This is a genomic window from Thioclava kandeliae, from assembly GCF_040297545.1.
GTDB lineage: Bacteria > Pseudomonadota > Alphaproteobacteria > Rhodobacterales > Rhodobacteraceae > Thioclava > Thioclava kandeliae.
Genome location: NZ_JAYWLC010000038.1, coordinates 1 through 16,960 on the forward strand (window position 1 = coordinate 1; position 16,960 = coordinate 16,960).

General features: G+C 57.8%; 16 protein-coding genes. 4 read left to right on the plus strand and 12 right to left on the minus strand.

The genetic code is table 11. The features are described from left to right. Positions 1–98 precede the first annotated feature (98 nt). A complete protein-coding gene (locus VSX56_RS19500; RefSeq protein WP_350939229.1) occupies positions 99–329 on the plus strand; it encodes a site-specific integrase in 231 nt (76 codons plus the stop codon). A gap of 322 nt (positions 330–651) precedes the next feature. Here VSX56_RS19500 and VSX56_RS19505 read toward each other — a convergent pair whose 3' ends face one another. Further along, the gene (locus tag VSX56_RS19505; protein WP_350939230.1) at positions 652–1,539 is read right to left on the minus strand and encodes an AraC family transcriptional regulator; all 888 of its coding nucleotides are present in this window, start codon (positions 1,537–1,539) and stop codon (positions 652–654) included. 95 nt (positions 1,540–1,634) lie between these two features. On the opposite strand from VSX56_RS19505, the gene VSX56_RS19510 reads away from it, so the two are divergent. Continuing rightward, a complete protein-coding gene (locus VSX56_RS19510) occupies positions 1,635–2,462 on the plus strand; it encodes an oxidoreductase (protein WP_350939231.1) in 828 nt (275 codons plus the stop codon). 630 nt (positions 2,463–3,092) lie between these two features. Here the strand turns inward: VSX56_RS19510 and VSX56_RS19515 are convergent. From VSX56_RS19515 to VSX56_RS19525, 3 genes are all read right to left on the minus strand, one after another. Next, the gene (locus VSX56_RS19515) at positions 3,093–3,593 is read right to left on the minus strand and encodes a hypothetical protein (RefSeq protein ID WP_350939232.1); all 501 of its coding nucleotides are present in this window, start codon (positions 3,591–3,593) and stop codon (positions 3,093–3,095) included. Beyond that, on the minus strand, positions 3,586–4,812 hold the full coding sequence (locus VSX56_RS19520; protein WP_350939233.1) for a hypothetical protein: 1,227 nt from the start codon (positions 4,810–4,812) through the stop codon (positions 3,586–3,588). The genes VSX56_RS19515 and VSX56_RS19520 overlap by 8 nt, the downstream gene beginning before the upstream one ends. An 871-nt stretch (positions 4,813–5,683) precedes the next feature. After that, positions 5,684–6,649 carry an NADP-dependent oxidoreductase gene (locus VSX56_RS19525; RefSeq protein WP_350939234.1) on the minus strand — a complete coding sequence of 322 codons (966 nt, stop codon included), beginning with the start codon at positions 6,647–6,649 and terminating at the stop codon, positions 5,684–5,686. Between the two features lie 102 nt (positions 6,650–6,751). On the opposite strand from VSX56_RS19525, the gene VSX56_RS19530 reads away from it, so the two are divergent. Next, complete coding sequence (locus VSX56_RS19530) at positions 6,752–7,354, plus strand: TetR/AcrR family transcriptional regulator (RefSeq protein ID WP_350939235.1); 603 nt, start codon at positions 6,752–6,754, stop codon at positions 7,352–7,354. Positions 7,355–7,651: 297 nt separating this feature from the next. Here the strand turns inward: VSX56_RS19530 and fdhA are convergent, their stop codons facing one another. The 3 genes from fdhA to VSX56_RS19545 all read right to left on the minus strand — a co-directional run bounded on the left by fdhA (position 7,652) and on the right by VSX56_RS19545 (position 10,185). Next, a complete protein-coding gene (gene fdhA, locus VSX56_RS19535) occupies positions 7,652–8,833 on the minus strand; it encodes a formaldehyde dehydrogenase, glutathione-independent (protein WP_350939236.1) in 1,182 nt (393 codons plus the stop codon). 299 nt (positions 8,834–9,132) lie between these two features. Next, a complete protein-coding gene (locus VSX56_RS19540) occupies positions 9,133–9,366 on the minus strand; it encodes a hypothetical protein (RefSeq protein WP_350939237.1) in 234 nt (77 codons plus the stop codon). 99 nt (positions 9,367–9,465) lie between these two features. Further along, entirely contained in the window at positions 9,466–10,185 is a 720-nt protein-coding gene (locus tag VSX56_RS19545) for a hypothetical protein (RefSeq protein WP_350939238.1), read from the minus strand. Positions 10,186–10,492: 307 nt separating this feature from the next. Here VSX56_RS19545 and VSX56_RS19550 point away from each other — a divergent pair, with 307 nt between their 5' ends. Next, entirely contained in the window at positions 10,493–11,044 is a 552-nt protein-coding gene (locus VSX56_RS19550; RefSeq protein WP_350939239.1) for a fasciclin domain-containing protein, read from the plus strand. Positions 11,045–12,181: 1,137 nt separating this feature from the next. Here the strand turns inward: VSX56_RS19550 and VSX56_RS19555 are convergent. The 5 genes from VSX56_RS19555 to VSX56_RS19575 all read right to left on the minus strand — a co-directional run. Beyond that, a complete protein-coding gene (locus VSX56_RS19555; RefSeq protein ID WP_350939240.1) occupies positions 12,182–13,279 on the minus strand; it encodes a histidine kinase dimerization/phosphoacceptor domain -containing protein in 1,098 nt (365 codons plus the stop codon). A 309-nt stretch (positions 13,280–13,588) separates the two neighbouring features. Then, positions 13,589–14,632, minus strand: coding sequence for a Hint domain-containing protein (locus tag VSX56_RS19560; protein ID WP_350939241.1), 1,044 nt, complete (start codon positions 14,630–14,632; stop codon positions 13,589–13,591). 580 nt (positions 14,633–15,212) lie between these two features. Beyond that, on the minus strand, positions 15,213–15,587 hold the full coding sequence (locus VSX56_RS19565; RefSeq protein WP_350939242.1) for a hypothetical protein: 375 nt from the start codon (positions 15,585–15,587) through the stop codon (positions 15,213–15,215). Further along, positions 15,569–16,285, minus strand: coding sequence for a lysozyme (locus tag VSX56_RS19570; RefSeq protein WP_350939243.1), 717 nt, complete (start codon positions 16,283–16,285; stop codon positions 15,569–15,571). The genes VSX56_RS19565 and VSX56_RS19570 overlap by 19 nt, the downstream gene beginning before the upstream one ends. A 65-nt stretch (positions 16,286–16,350) precedes the next feature. Continuing rightward, on the minus strand, positions 16,351–16,960 hold a 610-nt coding region (locus VSX56_RS19575), incomplete at its 5' end, for a DNA adenine methylase (RefSeq protein WP_350939244.1).

Sequence of the window (16,960 nt, forward strand, 5' to 3'; positions counted from 1 at the left end):
CTCAACCTGACGCAGCTTCATGACAATATCTTCCGGCTTTTCGCGTTTGCCTGCCATCGAAGTAGTCCTCCATCATACGGGATAAATTATCCCAAAAGGTGGACCACTTCAGTGGGGCAAAACCAGAGATCGGGGCCGAGGATTACGACCTTCACGGTCTGCGCTATACGGCTTGCGCCGAACTCGGGGCGCTCGGCCTTGACGATGATATGATCATGGCCGTTTCGGGCCATACGACCAAAGCGATGGTCGCAAAATATGCAGGCCCCGCCCGGCAGAAAGCGCGCGCCAAAATCGCGCAATCCATGCGGGACAAGAGCGATATTTGAGGCTGGAACAGAACATGCCCGAAACAGGAATGTTGAGAGACTTGTTGAGAGCCACAAAACAAGAGGCATAACGGCCCTGCCGCGCTCTCGAAAACATCAATGTTTTGAAGTTGGTACGGGCGGCCGGACTTGAACCGGCACTCCTCTCGGAAGCGGATTTTGAATTGTGGCGAAATATATTGAAATCATGTCATTAGGCCATTTCTCCAACAAGAACAAATAGAGGACAAACTGGCAATCTGGGAACAGCGGCAAAATGGCAAATCAGCTGATTCCTTTTCATGATCCCCCGCAGCTTTCCACGGTGAAAATAGGCTCGTGATCACGTCTCTCCGAGGTGATCCCGCATCCAGCGCGCCTCCTCTTTCGCGCTCCGCCCGAAATATCTGCGGAAGTCCCGGCTGAATTGCGAGGCGCTCTGATAGCCGACCTCGATCGCGATACCGGCGATAGAGCCGTGGTTGCGCGCGATCTTCAGCCGCGCCTCGTGCAGCCGCATCGCCTTTATATACTGGACCGGTGATGTGCCCGTCAGCTGCTTGAAATGGGCATGGTAGGAGGGAACGCTCATTCCGGCTCCGGCGGCGAGATCCGGCACGGAAAGCCCCGCCATGAAACTCTCCCTTATGCGCCCCAAGCTCTCGACAATCCGTCCAGCCGGACCCCGCTGGCGCAGTGCCGCGCGCAAAGCACTTCCTTGTGGCCCCACGAGCACCCGGTAATGCAGCTCCCGCAAAAGCCCCGCGCCCAGGATCGCGCATTCCTGCGGATCCGAAAGCGTGGCCAGAACCCTGCCCAGCAACTCCCGCATCCGCGGCTCCAGCGGGCTCGAGACGAGGCTGCGCGCCTGCGCGGGCATCGGCTCGCCCACCGCCTCCAGCGCGACGGCAATCTCGGCGGCAAGCTGAAGTTCGAATTCCAGATAGAGCGCCAGCAGAGGCTTTTCGGGATCCGCCTGCGAGGCCATCCGGAACGGCACGGGGACCGAGACGGCCAGATAGTGATCGGCATCGTAGCGATAGACATTCCCGTCCAGAAAGCCCTGCTTGGCGCCCTGCAGCACAAAGACCGCCCCCGGCCGGTAGAGGACCGGCACATCCTCCAGCACGGCTTCCGACCGTAGAATGCGCAGTCCAGAGAGGGCCGTGGGATTATAGCCCGCGCGAGGGGCGAGCATTGCCGCCTGATCGATAAGGGTATGAAATTTCATAGGATCTGGCAATTCTTGGAGATAATCCGCCGTATTTATCGCGACTTGATCAGTCTATCTGTCACCTCATCAGAATACGCAAGCGAGGACAGCTCATGTCGACCAAGACTTTCTTTATCACCGGCGCCAATTCGGGCTTCGGCTTTGCAATTGCCCGCGCGGCGCGAAATGCGGGATACAGAGTGATCGGCACGGTGCGCTCGGAGGCGGCGCGGGCCTCCCTTCTCGAACGCCTTCCGGACGTGCATCCGGTTCTTTGCGACGTCACCGATTTCGACCATATCGACCGGATCGTCGATCAGGCCGAGGCCGATTTCGGGCCGGTCGATGTTCTGGTGAATAACGCCGGCTATGGACATGAGGGCGTGCTAGAGGAATCCCCGCTCTCCGAGATGCGGCGCCAGTTCGACGTCAATGTCTTCGGGGCAGTGGCGGTCGCCAAAGCGTTTCTCCCGAGGTTCCGGACGCGCCGCGTAGGGTTCATCCTCAATGTTACCTCGATGGGCGGCCTCATCACCATGCCGGGGATCGCCTATTACTGCGGGAGCAAATTCGCGCTGCAAGGCATCTCCGAGGTCATGCGCAGCGAGATGGCCCCGTTCGGATTACATGTCACGACCCTCTGCCCGGGCTCTTTCCGCACCGACTGGGCGGGACGGTCCATGATCCGGACCGAGCGCTCGATCTCCGACTATGACAACCTCTTCGATCCGATCCGTGAGGCGCGCCAGGACAAGCACGGCGCCCAACTCGGCGACCCAGACAAACTGGCCGAAGCCGTGCTCGGGCTCGTTAATTCGGACACCCCTCCCCCGCAACTCTTGCTCGGTAGCGATGCACTCAATCTGGTGCGCAACCGCCTCCAAGCGATGCTGCAGGAGATCGAGGATTGGGAGGCGGCAACCTGCTCGACAGACGGCTAAGGGCTTAACATGGTCGGGTCCGGTGACTAATACTCGCTAGACCCGATTGCCGTATTTGCGATAAGAGAAAACGACAATTTCGAGCCGCAAGCTGCTTAGCAATGATAAGATGTGTATTTCCGCAAGTTTACCGCCGCGCATCGACGTATTCGGCCCGTTGCCGTCATTCGAAAGTGGGCCGGTGCCGCGGTGTGGCTTCCCTGAAGCGGCCATTCGCGCCCCGACGCAGCAAAATCTGAAAACGAATGTCGCGGATGCGGACCTTCCTGCCGTTCACTGCGACCGCAGCCCAAGATAGGTTGAGCGGCAACTATGCGTAATTAATGAAGGCTGGCAACGCGTGACATTAACTCCCGCGAAGGATTTGGCCGGTGCAGTGCTTGTGAAACATAATGATCTGGATGTTAACAAATCGAGGCTACGCTCACTGAAGCCTTCCAAGCCAAATATGTGATCTGCCGGAGGCGCTTCTTTTTGCCTGCGAAGGCCTGACGGGTCTATGAGAAAGGACTGAGAAGCACGCTTTTCGCTTTTCTCATGCCCCCCATTTTCGCGACCATTTCACAAAATCGACGAGAAAGCCTAAAATTGACGCACTCTCGCGCCGTATCTTTTTTCATCCAGCTAATTTCACAAGGATTGAACAGGCACGAAGGTAGCACGGTGAATAAATAACTCACCATTACCCCCAGAGACAAAGAGCCATAATACTTCATTCGACATAATATTACATTCGATATATGTGCTGGATCCCGCCAACCTAATGCTGCTTTGATCTGATACGGCATCGCTCAAATTTTTAGATTTTAGAAATTTTATTTCTATTTCGCCCATCGCATGACTTTCTAGATACAAAGTCCCCCAGCAACCATGAGTGGGGAGCATAATCCAAAGCCCCGCATTCGGCTCTATTCGATTGTCCGGAACAACAATACCGGAAACGCGGCCAATATTGTAGAACAAGTGGTCTCGATCATCATGGGTTTCTATCTTCCCAAGCCCGTCAGAAAAGAAGAATGGGGATTTCTCTGTATGTTTGTGCGGGTAACTCAATGGATCTTGAAAAAGAAAACCAAGTTCGATTCCTTTAGGGGTGTAGATCGATACGTTGCCAAAACTAAAATTATTCATCCCTGATCAATTCCTCCCAATCGTCTTCCCCCAATAATCCACTGTATGGCCAGATTTCGGGGTCCTGTGCCCACCTTGCACCTCCGTTCCAGCTCCCCGGTTGACCATCAACCGCAAAACCGGGCGTGATCCCATTCACAGCGTCCCGTGGAATATTGCCGGGCTTAGAAGTAGTTGGTCCAGGGTCGCCATCATCCCAGAATATGTTCCCACTTCCACCTATTCCTGGATTTCCGCCCATACCTGGCGAACCAGTCCTTCCGCCGACACCTGCGATCCCAGTGGTTCCTCCTCGTCCAGGATTAACGAAGAACTCAGGTACCTGCGGCTGGCTGAAGCGCGTCGTGTATCTTACTGTAATTTGACCGCCATTTCCGCCATTTCCGCCTATGCCAGCATCACCACCTTGACCGCCACGACCAGCATCACCACCTTGGCCGCCGATGCCACCGTTTCCAGCGTTCCCAAATATGGAGGCAGCGCCACCAGCACCGCCTGGGCCACCTGCTCTGCCGTTGCCGCCGTCTCCACCGTCCCCTCCACTGCCGCCGTCGCTTCCATTCCCCCCCTCGGCAGTCATTATGAGCCAAGTATTCGTGAACCTGTCCGTCACAAGACTTAGAAAGCCTCCGTGCGTTCCGGGATTACCATCCTCGCCATCTTTCCCATCGTCACCCTGCTGCCCATGATCTCCCCTAGCGCCTTCTTTTCCATGCCCAGCATTGTCTTTTAGGAAAGCAGAATCCTGTCCATCGTCGCCCTTTCGACCTTCTTCCTTGCCATTTGCCCCTCGCTTTGCCTTATCGCCAGCATAGCTAGACACTGGCTTTCCGTCTTGCCCTGCTAGTGACAAGATGTGCGCCCTGTCGGGCAGTAATTCCCTTGCATCTGCGGTAAAATCCCGCGTTCGTATTGCGAGGTTTTGATGGGTCACAATTTGGCCCTCGCCCGAAAACGACAATTTACCCTCCACAACAATCAAATTGTAACTATTCTCTCTCAGCTCGGAGCTGTGATTAAATTCCCACATCTCGGTTAAATGAAGATCACCTTCACAATGATAAACTCTCCGATTGCCAGCAACGTAATCTGCGCAGCCAGTCGTCTCATCTCTCGCCGGGTCTGACATTTTTCTTATTTTTGCAAGGATGCGCTCCTCGAGTTCTCCGGGCGCAAATTTCATTATCGAGTTAAGTACTTTGCTATCGAGATTAGGCATAGACTTCCCCTTTAATTCTACTGTATTCTCAGCGGGTTTCCGTCTCGTGTCGACATCGCGCTAGCCGAAATAAGGAAAGGCATCCCCGCAAGCGCCTTCACTAGATCGGAAGCCAATAATGATATATTATTTCGACCACGCCACCCCCCCTAATCGTGCTAAGTATTTATTATTGTGCAGGAATACAAATTGGTGAGGCACTTACTTTTCAATACGATGAATATTCCAATGCAAGGAATCAACAATATTTTTAAATTTTTCAAAGCAAGATTATCATCTAAAGTTCGGGCGCCTAAACTTTAGTCATACTCAATTTCGCCAGGCCCGCTACTGCCTAGCTGCATCAACGGACCGCTAATAATGGTTTGAGTGACGCGCCTCTTGTCTCGCTCGTCAGCCTCTTGCCTCTCGGAGTCGGGCGCATCCCATCAACTCGCTTTGGGGGCTTGGAATGAGCACCTTTCACATAAAAATCCAATGTGTTATCTATTTCTAGAGTACTTCTGTAGTCTTGCTAGGCTGGATACAAACTTCCGCAATGGGCTGAAAGCGGACGAATGCACCCGCAGTAACCCCCGGAGCAGGCGCGGTCAGTTTGGGCTCGGAGCGGACTTGCGGCAATGCGGCAGGTCATTTTCGAGGTTCGCGCAACGGTATCGACGTGTCCGGCCCACACCGGTCATTGGCCAGGATCACCGTTGCCGCAGTGCGGCTTCCCCTTACCGGACCTTCGTGGCACTGCGCAGCATCACCCCTCATTGGCAGTAAGAACAGAGTCAGCCGCAACACAGGGTTCCGTCGTGAAAGTCGCAGTTCACGCTTACATTGCCGCTCCGCCGGGTGAAGGCAGAGCGACAATATCAGAAAGGCGTTAGGGCAGAACGACGATCTTGCCGACAGTGCCCTTGCCGGCATAGGCGGCATAGGCAGCCGCAGCATCCTCCAGGCTGAAGGTGGCACCGATCTCGGGCGTGAGCTTGCCGTCTTCCAGAACGCTTGCCACGTCTGCCATGGTGGTAAGCTGTCCTTCGGTGTCCGCCACGAAGACCGCCTCGACGTCCTCCCGGGAGATCATGTCGGACTGGAGCGGCGGCATGGTGATCGACACGAGGCGCCCGCCGCTGCGCAGGTGACCCGCGACATCGGAGAGTTCATGGCCCGGCAAAGCGAGGTTGAAGATCGCATCCAGATCGACCGGATAGCCAGCTGCGTCATATCCGGTGAACTGCTTGGCCCCCAGGGCTGCCAGCGTGCTCTGGTCCTCCGGCTTGGCGGTAGCCACGACCTCGACCCCGAGCGATGCGAGATGAGAGACCAGCGCGGTGCCGACGCCGCCAGAGGCCCCGATCACCAGAACCCTCTCACCCGGCGCGGCGCGACCTGCGCGGGCGGCAGCCAGCGCGGTCAGCCCGGTCGTTGCCACGGCGGCGGCCTTCGCGGGTTCAACACTCGCGGGACGGCGCGCGATCACCGGCGTATCCGCCTCGATCACCATGTATTCGGCCATGGAGCCGGTGCCGACCGAGGGGCGCGATCCCGCCATCGGCCGCATCACCCGAGGGCTTGCGTAGCCGAAGATTTCGTCGCCCACGGCATAGCCGCTGACACCCTCGCCAACCGCCGTGACGGTGCCAGCAAAGTCGTTGCCCATCACATGGGGGAAGGGCAGGTCCAGGAAGGCGCTCAGCTCTCCGGTCAGAAGGCGCATGTCGGCGGGGTTCACCGAGGCGGCCTTCACCTTGATCTGAAGTTGGCCGGGACCGGCTTCGGGACGGTCGATTTCTGCGACGGAGAGCACGTCGGGGGTGCCGTATTCGCGGGTGAGAAGGGCTTTCATGATGTGATCCTCTTGAGTTATGCTTCTAAACGGACCATGTAGTCACCTTATAAGGTCAAATCAATAAGCGGACCGAATGGTCCGTTAAATTTCGGAGATGTCATGCCAAAGCCTCGCGCACCTCGCTCGGATGGGTTGAAGAACCAGGCTTCGCTGCTGAAGGCCGCAGAAGAGGCCTTTGTCGAACTCGGTGTGGATGTCTCCGTCGCCGAGATTGCCCGGCGAGCGGGCGTCGGGAAGGGCACGGTGTTTCGGCACTTCGCCACCAAGGAAGACCTGCTGGCAGCCGTCGTGGTCACCAGACTGCAAGACCTGATCGCGGAAGGGCGCGCACGTCTCGACGCGCCGGACAGCGCCAAGGCTCTCTACGATTTCCTTGAACTGGGGGCTGCGCAGCGGCAGCAGCGCGGGCTTTCCTTCATGCAGGATGCCTATGTGGGGAACGACGTCATCGCTGCGGCGCGCAGTGATCTTCTGACCGTGCTGGACGAGCTTGTCGAGCGCGCCAAGGCCGATGGGGAACTCCGCAAGGACGTTAACGGCGGGGACGTTGCCCTGCTGATGTGCGCGCCAGGCTATATCGCCAGTCACATCCATGAGGCGGACGAGACGATCTGGAGGCGCTACCTCGCAATCATTTTCGACGGGCTGCGCCCGGAAAGCGCCCGAGCACTGCCGGGTCACTCGCCGGGGATGCCGAAGTAAGGTCCTGTACGTTAGGAGGAATTGGGCCTTGCAGCAGCGCAGGACAAACCTCGACCTTGGACCGCTCCGAACGTCGGTTTTCACCTATGTTGGGCGATCGGATCTTTCTCGCCGCGAACGGCCGCTCCCCGCCCTTCGTATCGTCTGGGCAGATACCAGATCGGGCACTCTCTAAATGCCGGCTGCTGGGGGCGGCTCGAGCACATGCGCGCGGAGCGCTTGCCGATCTGTGAGGCCGCTCGCAGCATAAGGTAGCCGCCGCCCCTCAGGGCGACGGTTGTGGCGTCGGGACAGGGCTCAGGAGGCGAGCATGCCGTGCGGGTCGAGGACGAACTTCTTCGCGACACCGCTGTCGAAGCTCTTGTAACCCTCTGCAGCCTGGTCCAGCGGCATGATCGTTGCGTTGACGATATCCGCGATCGGCAAGCGGTCGTGCAGGATTGCCTGCATGAGCTGGCGGTTGTATTTCAGCACCGGCGTCTGACCCGTGTGGAAGCTCTGGGCCTTGGCCCAGCCCAGACCGAACCGCATCGACAGATTACCGGATTTTGCCGCCTCGTCCGTCGCGCCAGGATCCTCGGTGACATAGAGACCGGGAATGCCGATGCCGCCTGCAACGCGTGTGATTTCCATCATCTGGTTCAGCACGATGGCCGGCTGCTCTCCGCCCGAATGACCGCGCGCCTCGAAACCGACCGCATCGATTGCCGCGTCGACCTCGGGAAATCCGGTAATCTCCGCGATCATCTCCGGCAGATTGTCGCCCTTGGAGAGGTCGACCGGTGTAAAGCCAACCTTGGCCGCATGGTCGAGACGCTCCTTGTTGAAGTCGCCGATCATCACGACCGCCGCGCCAAGAATGCGCGCCGAGGCTGCCGCCGCAAGCCCTACGGGGCCGGCGCCTGCGACATAGACGATCGAGCCGACACCGACGCCCGCCTGAAGGGCTCCGTGGAAGCCTGTCGGGAGAATGTCCGAAAGCATGGTGAGGTCGCGTATCTTCGCCAATGCCTGATCCCGATCGGGGAATTTCAGGAGGTTGAAGTCCGCATATGGCACGGTGACATAGCGGGCCTGACCGCCGATCCAGCCGCCCATATCGACATAGCCATAGGCGCCACCCGCGCGCTCCGGATTGACCGTCAGGCAGACACCCGTGTCCCCCTCGCGGCAGCAGCGGCAGCGGCCGCAGGCCACGTTGAACGGCACTGAGACGATATCCCCCACCTTCAGCATTTCGACGTCGGACCCGATCTCGATCACCTCCCCCGTGATCTCGTGGCCCAGGACGAGGCCCGGCGCGGCCGTGGTACGCCCGCGCACCATATGCTGGTCGGACCCGCAGATATTGGTCGAGATGACCTTCAGGATGACCGCGTGCTCCAGTTTGCGCCCATCCGGCGCCTGGAGTTTCGGATCATCGATCTTCTGAACCTCGACAACGCCCGGACCGGTGTAAACAACTCCGATATTGCTCATGTGCATCTCCTCCCTTGATCTTGCACAGGCGGGGCGCCGCATTTCGGTATGCCGAGGGATGCGGAACCCCGTTGAAGGAGGCTATATTTCATGAGCTGGATTACATGGCCGAATACGACACCGCCGCTAACGCCAACGACAGGAGAATATCCGGATCACCCGTGGCCCAGACCTCGGGCCAGCTTCCCCTCCCGCGTTGCATGTCCACTGGCCGCACTCGAGGTGGGAGCCGATCGTCCGGTCAGACCAATAGAAGGAAGCCGCTGCCTTTAGCGGCCCATGTCTTCAACGAAAGACGTTCAGACGGGATCCTCGAGGTTTGCCATCCACACGGGCACGTCGGCATCCTCGGCAAAACCCTCGACCTTTGCCGAGCAGAAATCCGAGGCAGCCTTCCGCGCCGTCATGTCTTCCGGGATGCAATAGCTTGCCGCGACAGCATCTCCGACGACATTCGACCAGCCGGTGATATTGTCATGATGCTTGATCATGATCGATTGAACGATCCACAAGAAGTCTTCGCGTTTGCCCATCGGGTTTCTCCTCCAATTGCCTCGGGATTGTGGCCGATGACAGGTAGGACGGGAGGGTGCCGAGGCGAGCTCCGAAGGCGCCATCCAGCACCGCTTCGGTCATGTCCCGATGGCCTGACGCCCTGCACCCCGCCGCCAGAACACAAGCCGGTGGTGTCTGGGATGCCCCAGCTCTCCCATGACGGAGCCTTCGATGGCCTGATAATCCTGCATCTGCTTCAGGATAGCGGTGAGCTTCTTGCGCTTATGCCGCGAGCGGATCTGGATGGCTTCCACCTGAACCGGATGCAGACGTGGCGCACGTCCCTCAGACCGATTGACTTCGAAACTGCGGTGCGCGGCCACTAGCTCTCTCGCCTGATTGGTCGCGGCAATCGCGATCAGATTGACGTGGGAGATGCGATGGGCGCAGTTCTCGATCTCGGACTGGCGGCAGACGCGATCGAAGAGCTGCTCGAAGGTCCCGATATCGGTATATCCTCCGCTCTCGATCGGCCCTTCTGCAGAGACCGTCGTGCTCGGAGATGCGCCTTCGTCCCAGCTTTCCAGACGATCGGCAACGCTGGCCGTAATGACGCGCTCGTCGGTCGTGATCTCTGCCAGCACATCCACCAGAAAGGCCGGCTCGGATCCCATATTCGAAACGATGCAATGCGCCCCCATCTGGTTGCTCCCCGCACGGGAAATCAGGATGCTCGAACGTTTCTGGCGCTGGTAGCTCGACAGGAACAGGTTCAGGTAGACGATCCACACCACCGTCGACAGGAGGCTGACCATTGCCTGCACCGCGGTGACATTCTCGGTTATCCAGTTCCACATGATCATGCCCTTCCCGATCTCGGCTTTCCCGACCGCGCGACCTAGCCTGCGGAGGAGAAACGTCGAGGCTGGAATTCACCTCACGAAGCTATTTTTGGCGCCGCAGTTTTCCGGCGCTGCAGGCTCGCGCGCGCAGTTCTGGCTGTCGGTTTGGATCCCCGCCGCTCCCGATGGGGCCGCGCAGGCAAGGGCTCAGAGCTCCGGCCATGCGCGCAAAATATTTCTGCATCATGGTGCAACTTCGGACATCACGCCCTCGTGGCTTCTACAGCTCCGGACGAAACCGGCGCTTTGAGGAGGAAAGTTCATGACCCATATCAAGTTCGCACTCGGCTTCGTCGCAGCCCTTGGCGCAGCAGTTCCGGCCTTTGCCGAAAACCCGATGGTCGGCGGTGCGCCGATGTACGAGACCAAGAACATTGTCGAGAATGCCGTCAACTCGGCCGATCACACGACGCTGGTTGCCGCAGTCAAGGCAGCCGGTCTGGTCGATACCCTTCAGGGCCCGGGGCCCTTCACGGTCTTCGCACCCACCAACGCAGCCTTCGATATGCTCCCGGCCGGCACGGTCGAGACCCTGCTGAAGCCGGAAAACAAACCGATGCTGACCAAGGTTCTGACAGCGCATGTGGTCGCAGGCGACTGGACCGCGGCGAAGATCGCACAGAAGGCCCAAATGAGCTCCGACGGGCTGGCAAACTTCACGACAGTTTCCGGCGACGCCCTCTCGGCCAAGATGCGGAACGGGATGCTCTATATCTATGATGAAAGCGGCACGGTTGCCCGTGTGACAATCCCCGATGTCGATCAGTCGAATGGCGTGATCCATGTGGTCGATCACGTCCTGGTGCCGAAATAAGCACCTAACGCATGATGCCGCCGCGACGCCCTGCGTGTCGCGGCAGCCTTCTTTATTTCTTAGGTCGAGCGGTTTTCCTGCTCGAAATGCTTTGTCACAATAAACCGAGCTTCATCCCAAATACTTGCGCTGATCAGCCAACGGTCCCTTCCTGCAGCATTAGGTTCCCACATGCTTTGGATCGCCGATTTAATGACGGGCTAGCGCAAAGGGTGCCACCTGTAAGAAAGGGCGGGAAGCAGACCTTCGCCGCAGGCGAGCAATGATCACCTGGCCAAGATGGAAGCCGCCATTCGTAGTGAACCAAAATCAAGGACCTTCAATATCCAAGGATGTCGGCTGTGGACCAGAACGACGACATACCTATGTACAGCCTTACATGAGAACGAAGAGGTTCTGCTGGCGATCGTCCCCTGAACGCTTAAACGGTTTCGACAGCGAACTGCATTTCTCTTCGAGATTGCAATTCTTAGCGGAATGGATGTTATGGAATGCGGGCGGGATGGGGAGGAAGTCGCGCGGAGCGGGTGCTGCGTGGTGTAGCGAATTGTCTGATCACAGCCTTACATACTGATGCTCTGTACTACCGACACCGCTTCCGAGCTCTGCTTTTAAGTGCCGTGCCATGCAGCTTCAGAACGCTGCGCGGTTGGGTCTCGCCCAAAGGGACAACCTGCATCCCAGTGATAGAAAGATACACATCATCCCCCAGCAAGCTGGATAAGATGGCTATTTTGAAACCCTGGATCGGCAGAGACGACGCACGAAAGATCGAGATGATGTAACTATCTTCGCTCGGTCGTATAAACGAGCACCGAAAACTCCCGACATCGTCAAGAGAGACAGCTCCCGGATAGCTCATGGGCGGTCCTCCAGCAAAGACATGGTTAGAAATGTCAATGACACGGAAAATCTGCAGAAAAAACCGCCCACGCACACGATAAGCTAGTACGCAATATTTTAGTATCAAGCAGGCTGCTCCTTCAATGCCGCAACTTCCGAAGGCCCATTAGGACACTCAACAACATGCCATTATTTGGTTGCTCCAATAAGAAACGAAAACTGGTTTTATAAAACGGAAGATAAAAAGGGCGGCCTTTCGGACCGCCCTTCTTCACTGGAGATGCACATTTCTCGTCAGACTGTCTTCGCAAATTCGAAGGTCACATCCAGCCCACTGGCTTTGGTATCGACCTTGAGCTTTGCGTCAAGCTCTGCGGAGATCACAGCCGCGATCTGCATACCGATCCCGGCAGTGGAGAGATCTGCGTCCTCGGCCAGACCGACCCCGTTATCGCGGCAATTGACGCTTATGCGCCGCCCTTCGGATTTTTCGGTGACGACAACATCAATCTGCCCGGGGCGGCCATCGGGAAACGCATGCTTGAAGGCATTTGCGACCAGCTCGTTGATCAGCGTCCCAACAGCCACGGCCTGTGTCGAGCTCACTTTCACCTCGATCACCTGAGATGTCAGCGTGACATTGGCCGGTGCGATCTGCCGAAACTGCGCCATCAGATTTTCAAGGTACTGGAAGAGATCGATGATAGGACCCGCGTCAGTCCGGTAGAGCTCTTGATGGAGCATGGCGACCGCATCAATCCTGGACCCTACAGTGGCAAGCGCCTGAGCCGTTTCTTCCGCTTTTGCCCTGCGCCCTGCGATACGCACGAGGGACGAGAGCGATTGCAGCGAGTTCTTGACGCGATGATCCACCTCTTTACGCAACATCTCCGCGTGTTTGAGTGTCCTTCGCAACTCGAGCTGCGCCATCACCTGTCCCGCCAGAACGCGGATTGTGTCGCGTTGAAGGGGTGTCAGCTGCTTCGGTTCGTAATCGAGAACGCATAACGTGCCCAGCGGCAGGCCCTCTGCCGTCTTCAGGAGCGCCCCGGCATAGAAACGCAGCCCAGGATCACCGCAGCATAGCGGGTTATCGATCATTCTCTGATCCAGCAGAGTATCAGGGATCTCGACAAAATCGTTTTCGAGAATGACATGCGAGCACAGAGAGCTCGCCAAAGGTGTCTCACGCACCCCCAGGCCGGTCTCCGCTTTGAACCATTGCCGTTCCGCGTCGATGAAATTGATTACGGAAATCGAGGCGCCACAGGTGGCTGCTGCCAGCCGCACGATCTCATCAAACTCGCGCTCCGGTTCGGTATCGAGGACCTCGTAGGCATAAAGCGCGGCTATTCGTGCGTCTTGTTGGGGATGGACTTGGGCGGCAGGCATATTGGGTGAGCTATCAATCTTATATTCTGGTGATTACAAATGACGCTTTACCATAAGTTCAGCCGCAAACATTGAAAAATTACATTCTAAGCTCATACCTCACCTATCTATCTACCGGCTTGGAGCAGGCTTTCGCCTTGAAAACGGGTGTTATGGAATGTGGACGAGGCAGCCGCGAAGTCAGGCTAAGGTTCCGCTTCGCAACTGTCGAAAACGGTATCATGAACATTTCCGCGTAAGTAGGGCATCTAAGGGCTAGGACCTGTGTTGGAAGTTACATGCGTATCGCATCTGAAAATGTTCAGAATTTTAACTCTCCAAAATTGATATTCCGATCTGATTACAAAGATGCGGAGACAATTCAGGGAATGCCAGCGGACCATAGTCTTTTGGAAAGTGATGTAGATGGGGCAGCGCATATTGGATTATATTGCGGCAAGCGGGACCCAGCATCGCCCAGCACTGGGTTCCGGGGTAAAGTGTTTCAACCCATGCGCCCTCAGCCATGATCACCTCATGGTGCTGAGTCATAACATGCCAATAGGTAATCTCCTTGCGGGGCACAATCTCAATCTGTGGATGAAGATTGGCAAGACAATGCGCAGCAATAAGGGCGCAATCCGAGCCCAAATGCTCAGAAAAAACAGGATGCCTCATAAAGACACGGTGTTGTCGCGAAAGAAAAAGTGTTTTGCGATTGCCGATCGTGCCTTTGCCGAAACGGACTGGTGCCGCGCTCTGCGTGGCCGCAACCCGACGACAACCGATCCAGATAATCTCCGCCTCGCTTTCGTCATAGGTGCAAAGCCTGTCACCTGGCCGCAAGGTTTCAATTGGACGTGGACCAGTCGGGGTCATTATTTCTGTGCCTTCGGCAAAGCATACGAAGGCCTGATTTACATGCGAAATCGTGATGCCGTCGTATTCGACGCCATCCCATGTACCTAAGTTTATCGAGGTGACATTGGCATAGTGAACACCTGCGGGGATAGAACTATCCATAAGCCTTGCGCCCCATGTTCCATCCGTGAAGAGCGTTACCTCGATATTCAGGCCGCTATAGGTGACGCCGCCTGCTACGATGGTCGAATTAGTATAGAGAGCCAGTTCTTGTGGATGGAGCGTAAGGTTGGGACCTATAACGTATTCGTCGAAATTTGCCGGGTGAACATCATCGGTGTCGTGATCCCAGATGTACCCGTCCCCATCAGCGTCACGAAGTATAATATCCGTATAACCGGCAGGATCGACAGAAAGCCCATTTCCGTTGGAATTTAAATTATCTTGATTGCTAACCGTATAGCCGGGCCAAGTTTGGGGCGAATACCAGCCCCACGAAATAGTATCGGGCATAATAATCTCTGGAAAATGTCATCAATACATTACGTTATAAAACATTCACGTTAATGCCCCCTAAAACACATCAATAAATTAGATAACTAAATATATTTTTTCTGATCTTTGCATAGCTGGATTACGGGAAGCTGTCTGTGGCGCAGCGACCGGTCGTGTGTCCCTTACGAAGTTACATGCTTTCGTTCATCTTGAATTTTGATTTTCGAAATCCATATTCCTCGCCCCTGTCTGCGTACTCTAAATATGGAGCCTTCAAACGGGTGTTATGTCGCCTACTGCGGGCCTTCATTATCTAAACTTTCGGAGTGATGCCACGAATGGCGGCTTCGGAGAAGCCGCACTGCAGCAGAACAGAACCTGGTGAATGACCGCAGAGGGCCGTTCGCCTCATTCCACCGCATGATCGAACGCCTCAACCGCCACGCGCCTCCGCCCATCACAGGCGATCAGCTCATCCCCGAGACGCGTGATACTCACCGCGTCATCAGCCAGCGTCCCGCCTGCCGCGAGAAGGGATGCCGGTGAGGCGCAAGGAATGCGGACGGCCGCCGGCAGCACCACCTGCGGGCGCGCTGCTTCATCGGCCACCACCGGCCCAGTGATCGAGGATTGACTGCAGGCGGCCAGCAGGAATGCCGGGGCCAGACAGATCGGGATCTGCTTCAAACTCATCGATAAGCTTCCTTCGGGCTGTGTCTCTTTCGCCATGCGCGATCGTCAGGGCACGTTCTGCTTCTGCCAGCGCCGCGTTGGCGGCGTTGGTCTTCTTGATCGCCTCGGCCGTGCGCCGGCGCTCTGCGAGCAAGGCTGCGGATTTCTCCGCATCCCATGCCGCCTGCTTGGCCGCGAGCTGCGCCCCAAGCCGCCAGCCCTGAGCGGACCACCCTGCCCCGAAGCTCACAGCCGTGATCAGCAGGAGGACGGCGCCCGCGATCAGAGTCCGGACAGGCATAGGTCACGCTCCGCCTTGCGCCGGTTGGTCAGTCCACGCACGACGCGGCCGCCGGCCTTGTTCCACATCAGGAGCGCGTCGCAGGCCCCGCGCAGATCGCCACTCAGAGCGCGGCGAGACATGCTCGAGCGGCAGAAGCCATGTGACCCGATGTTGTAGGCTGCGCTGATGAAGGCCGCGCGGGTCCGTTCCGGCAGGCTCGCGGGCAGACAGGGCCGGATCGCGGCCTCGAACTGCGCCACGCGCTTGGCCAGCTGCGTATGGCACTCGGCCTCGGTCGCCACATCGCCCATCTTCACGCCCTCGGTCTCGCCAAAGCAGATCGTCGGGATGCCCACGATATCGCGATAGGCGCGCAGCTCCCTGCCCTCCCAGGGCGCGATCGTGGTAATGGCCAGCGCAATGGCGGCCGCCACACCGGCCACGCCCGCCGCGTGCCGCTTGCGCAACGCGCCGCTCTCGTCTTGAACGATATCCTCCGACCAGATGCCGGATTGCTGGACCAGCCGCGCAACCGTGGCCGCGATCGAGATTACGCCGGCCAATGCGGCAAATGCCCCGGGCGGCATGCCGAGCAGATCGGCATCGAGGAGCGAGACCACGACCTCGAGGCCGGAGAGCACCGCCGTCAGCAGGATCAGGCGGATCGACCAGGCGCGCAGCAGCACCTCGCGCCAGTCGGGCAAGAGTTTGAACATTCCATTTCTCCATGAAAAAGCCCCGCCGGAGTGGCGGGGCGTGGTGGGGGATCGAAGGCGGGCGCTCAGAGCAAGCGTCCGGCCTCGGAGCGGTTCGAGATGATCAACTCGCGCGCCTCGGTCGCGCCTTTGGCCGAGACGCTGTATTTGAGCGCCACCTCCTCGAACTCGAAACCCGCGAAGGTCTCGCGGATCTCGGGCGTGTCATTGATCGACAGCACGAAGCTGCCTTTGATCTGGCCGAGTTGCTCGGCCATGCGGGCAAACTGCGCACGATCAAAGATATTCTTCCCGTAGTCATTCTCGCCGCCGTAATAGGGCGGATCGAGATAGAAGAGGCTGCCTGCGCTGTCATAGCGGCGCACCAGCTCGGACCAGTCGAGGCACTCGAAGACCACGCCTTCGAGCCGCTCATGCGCATCCTCGAGAAGCGGCCCGATCCGCGAGAGCGAGAATCGCGCCCGATCGGTCGCGACCCCGAACACCCCGCCCAGCTGCCCGCCAAAGGCCAGCCGCTGCAGGTAGAGGAAGCGTGCCGCCCGTTCGAGATCGGTCAGGGTCTCGGGCGGCTGGGTCCGGAGCCGCTCGAACTCGCGGCGCGAGACGATCTGGAACTTCATCACCTCCATCAGCTGGGGGTAATGGCGCTGCAGGATCCGGAAGAGATTGACGATC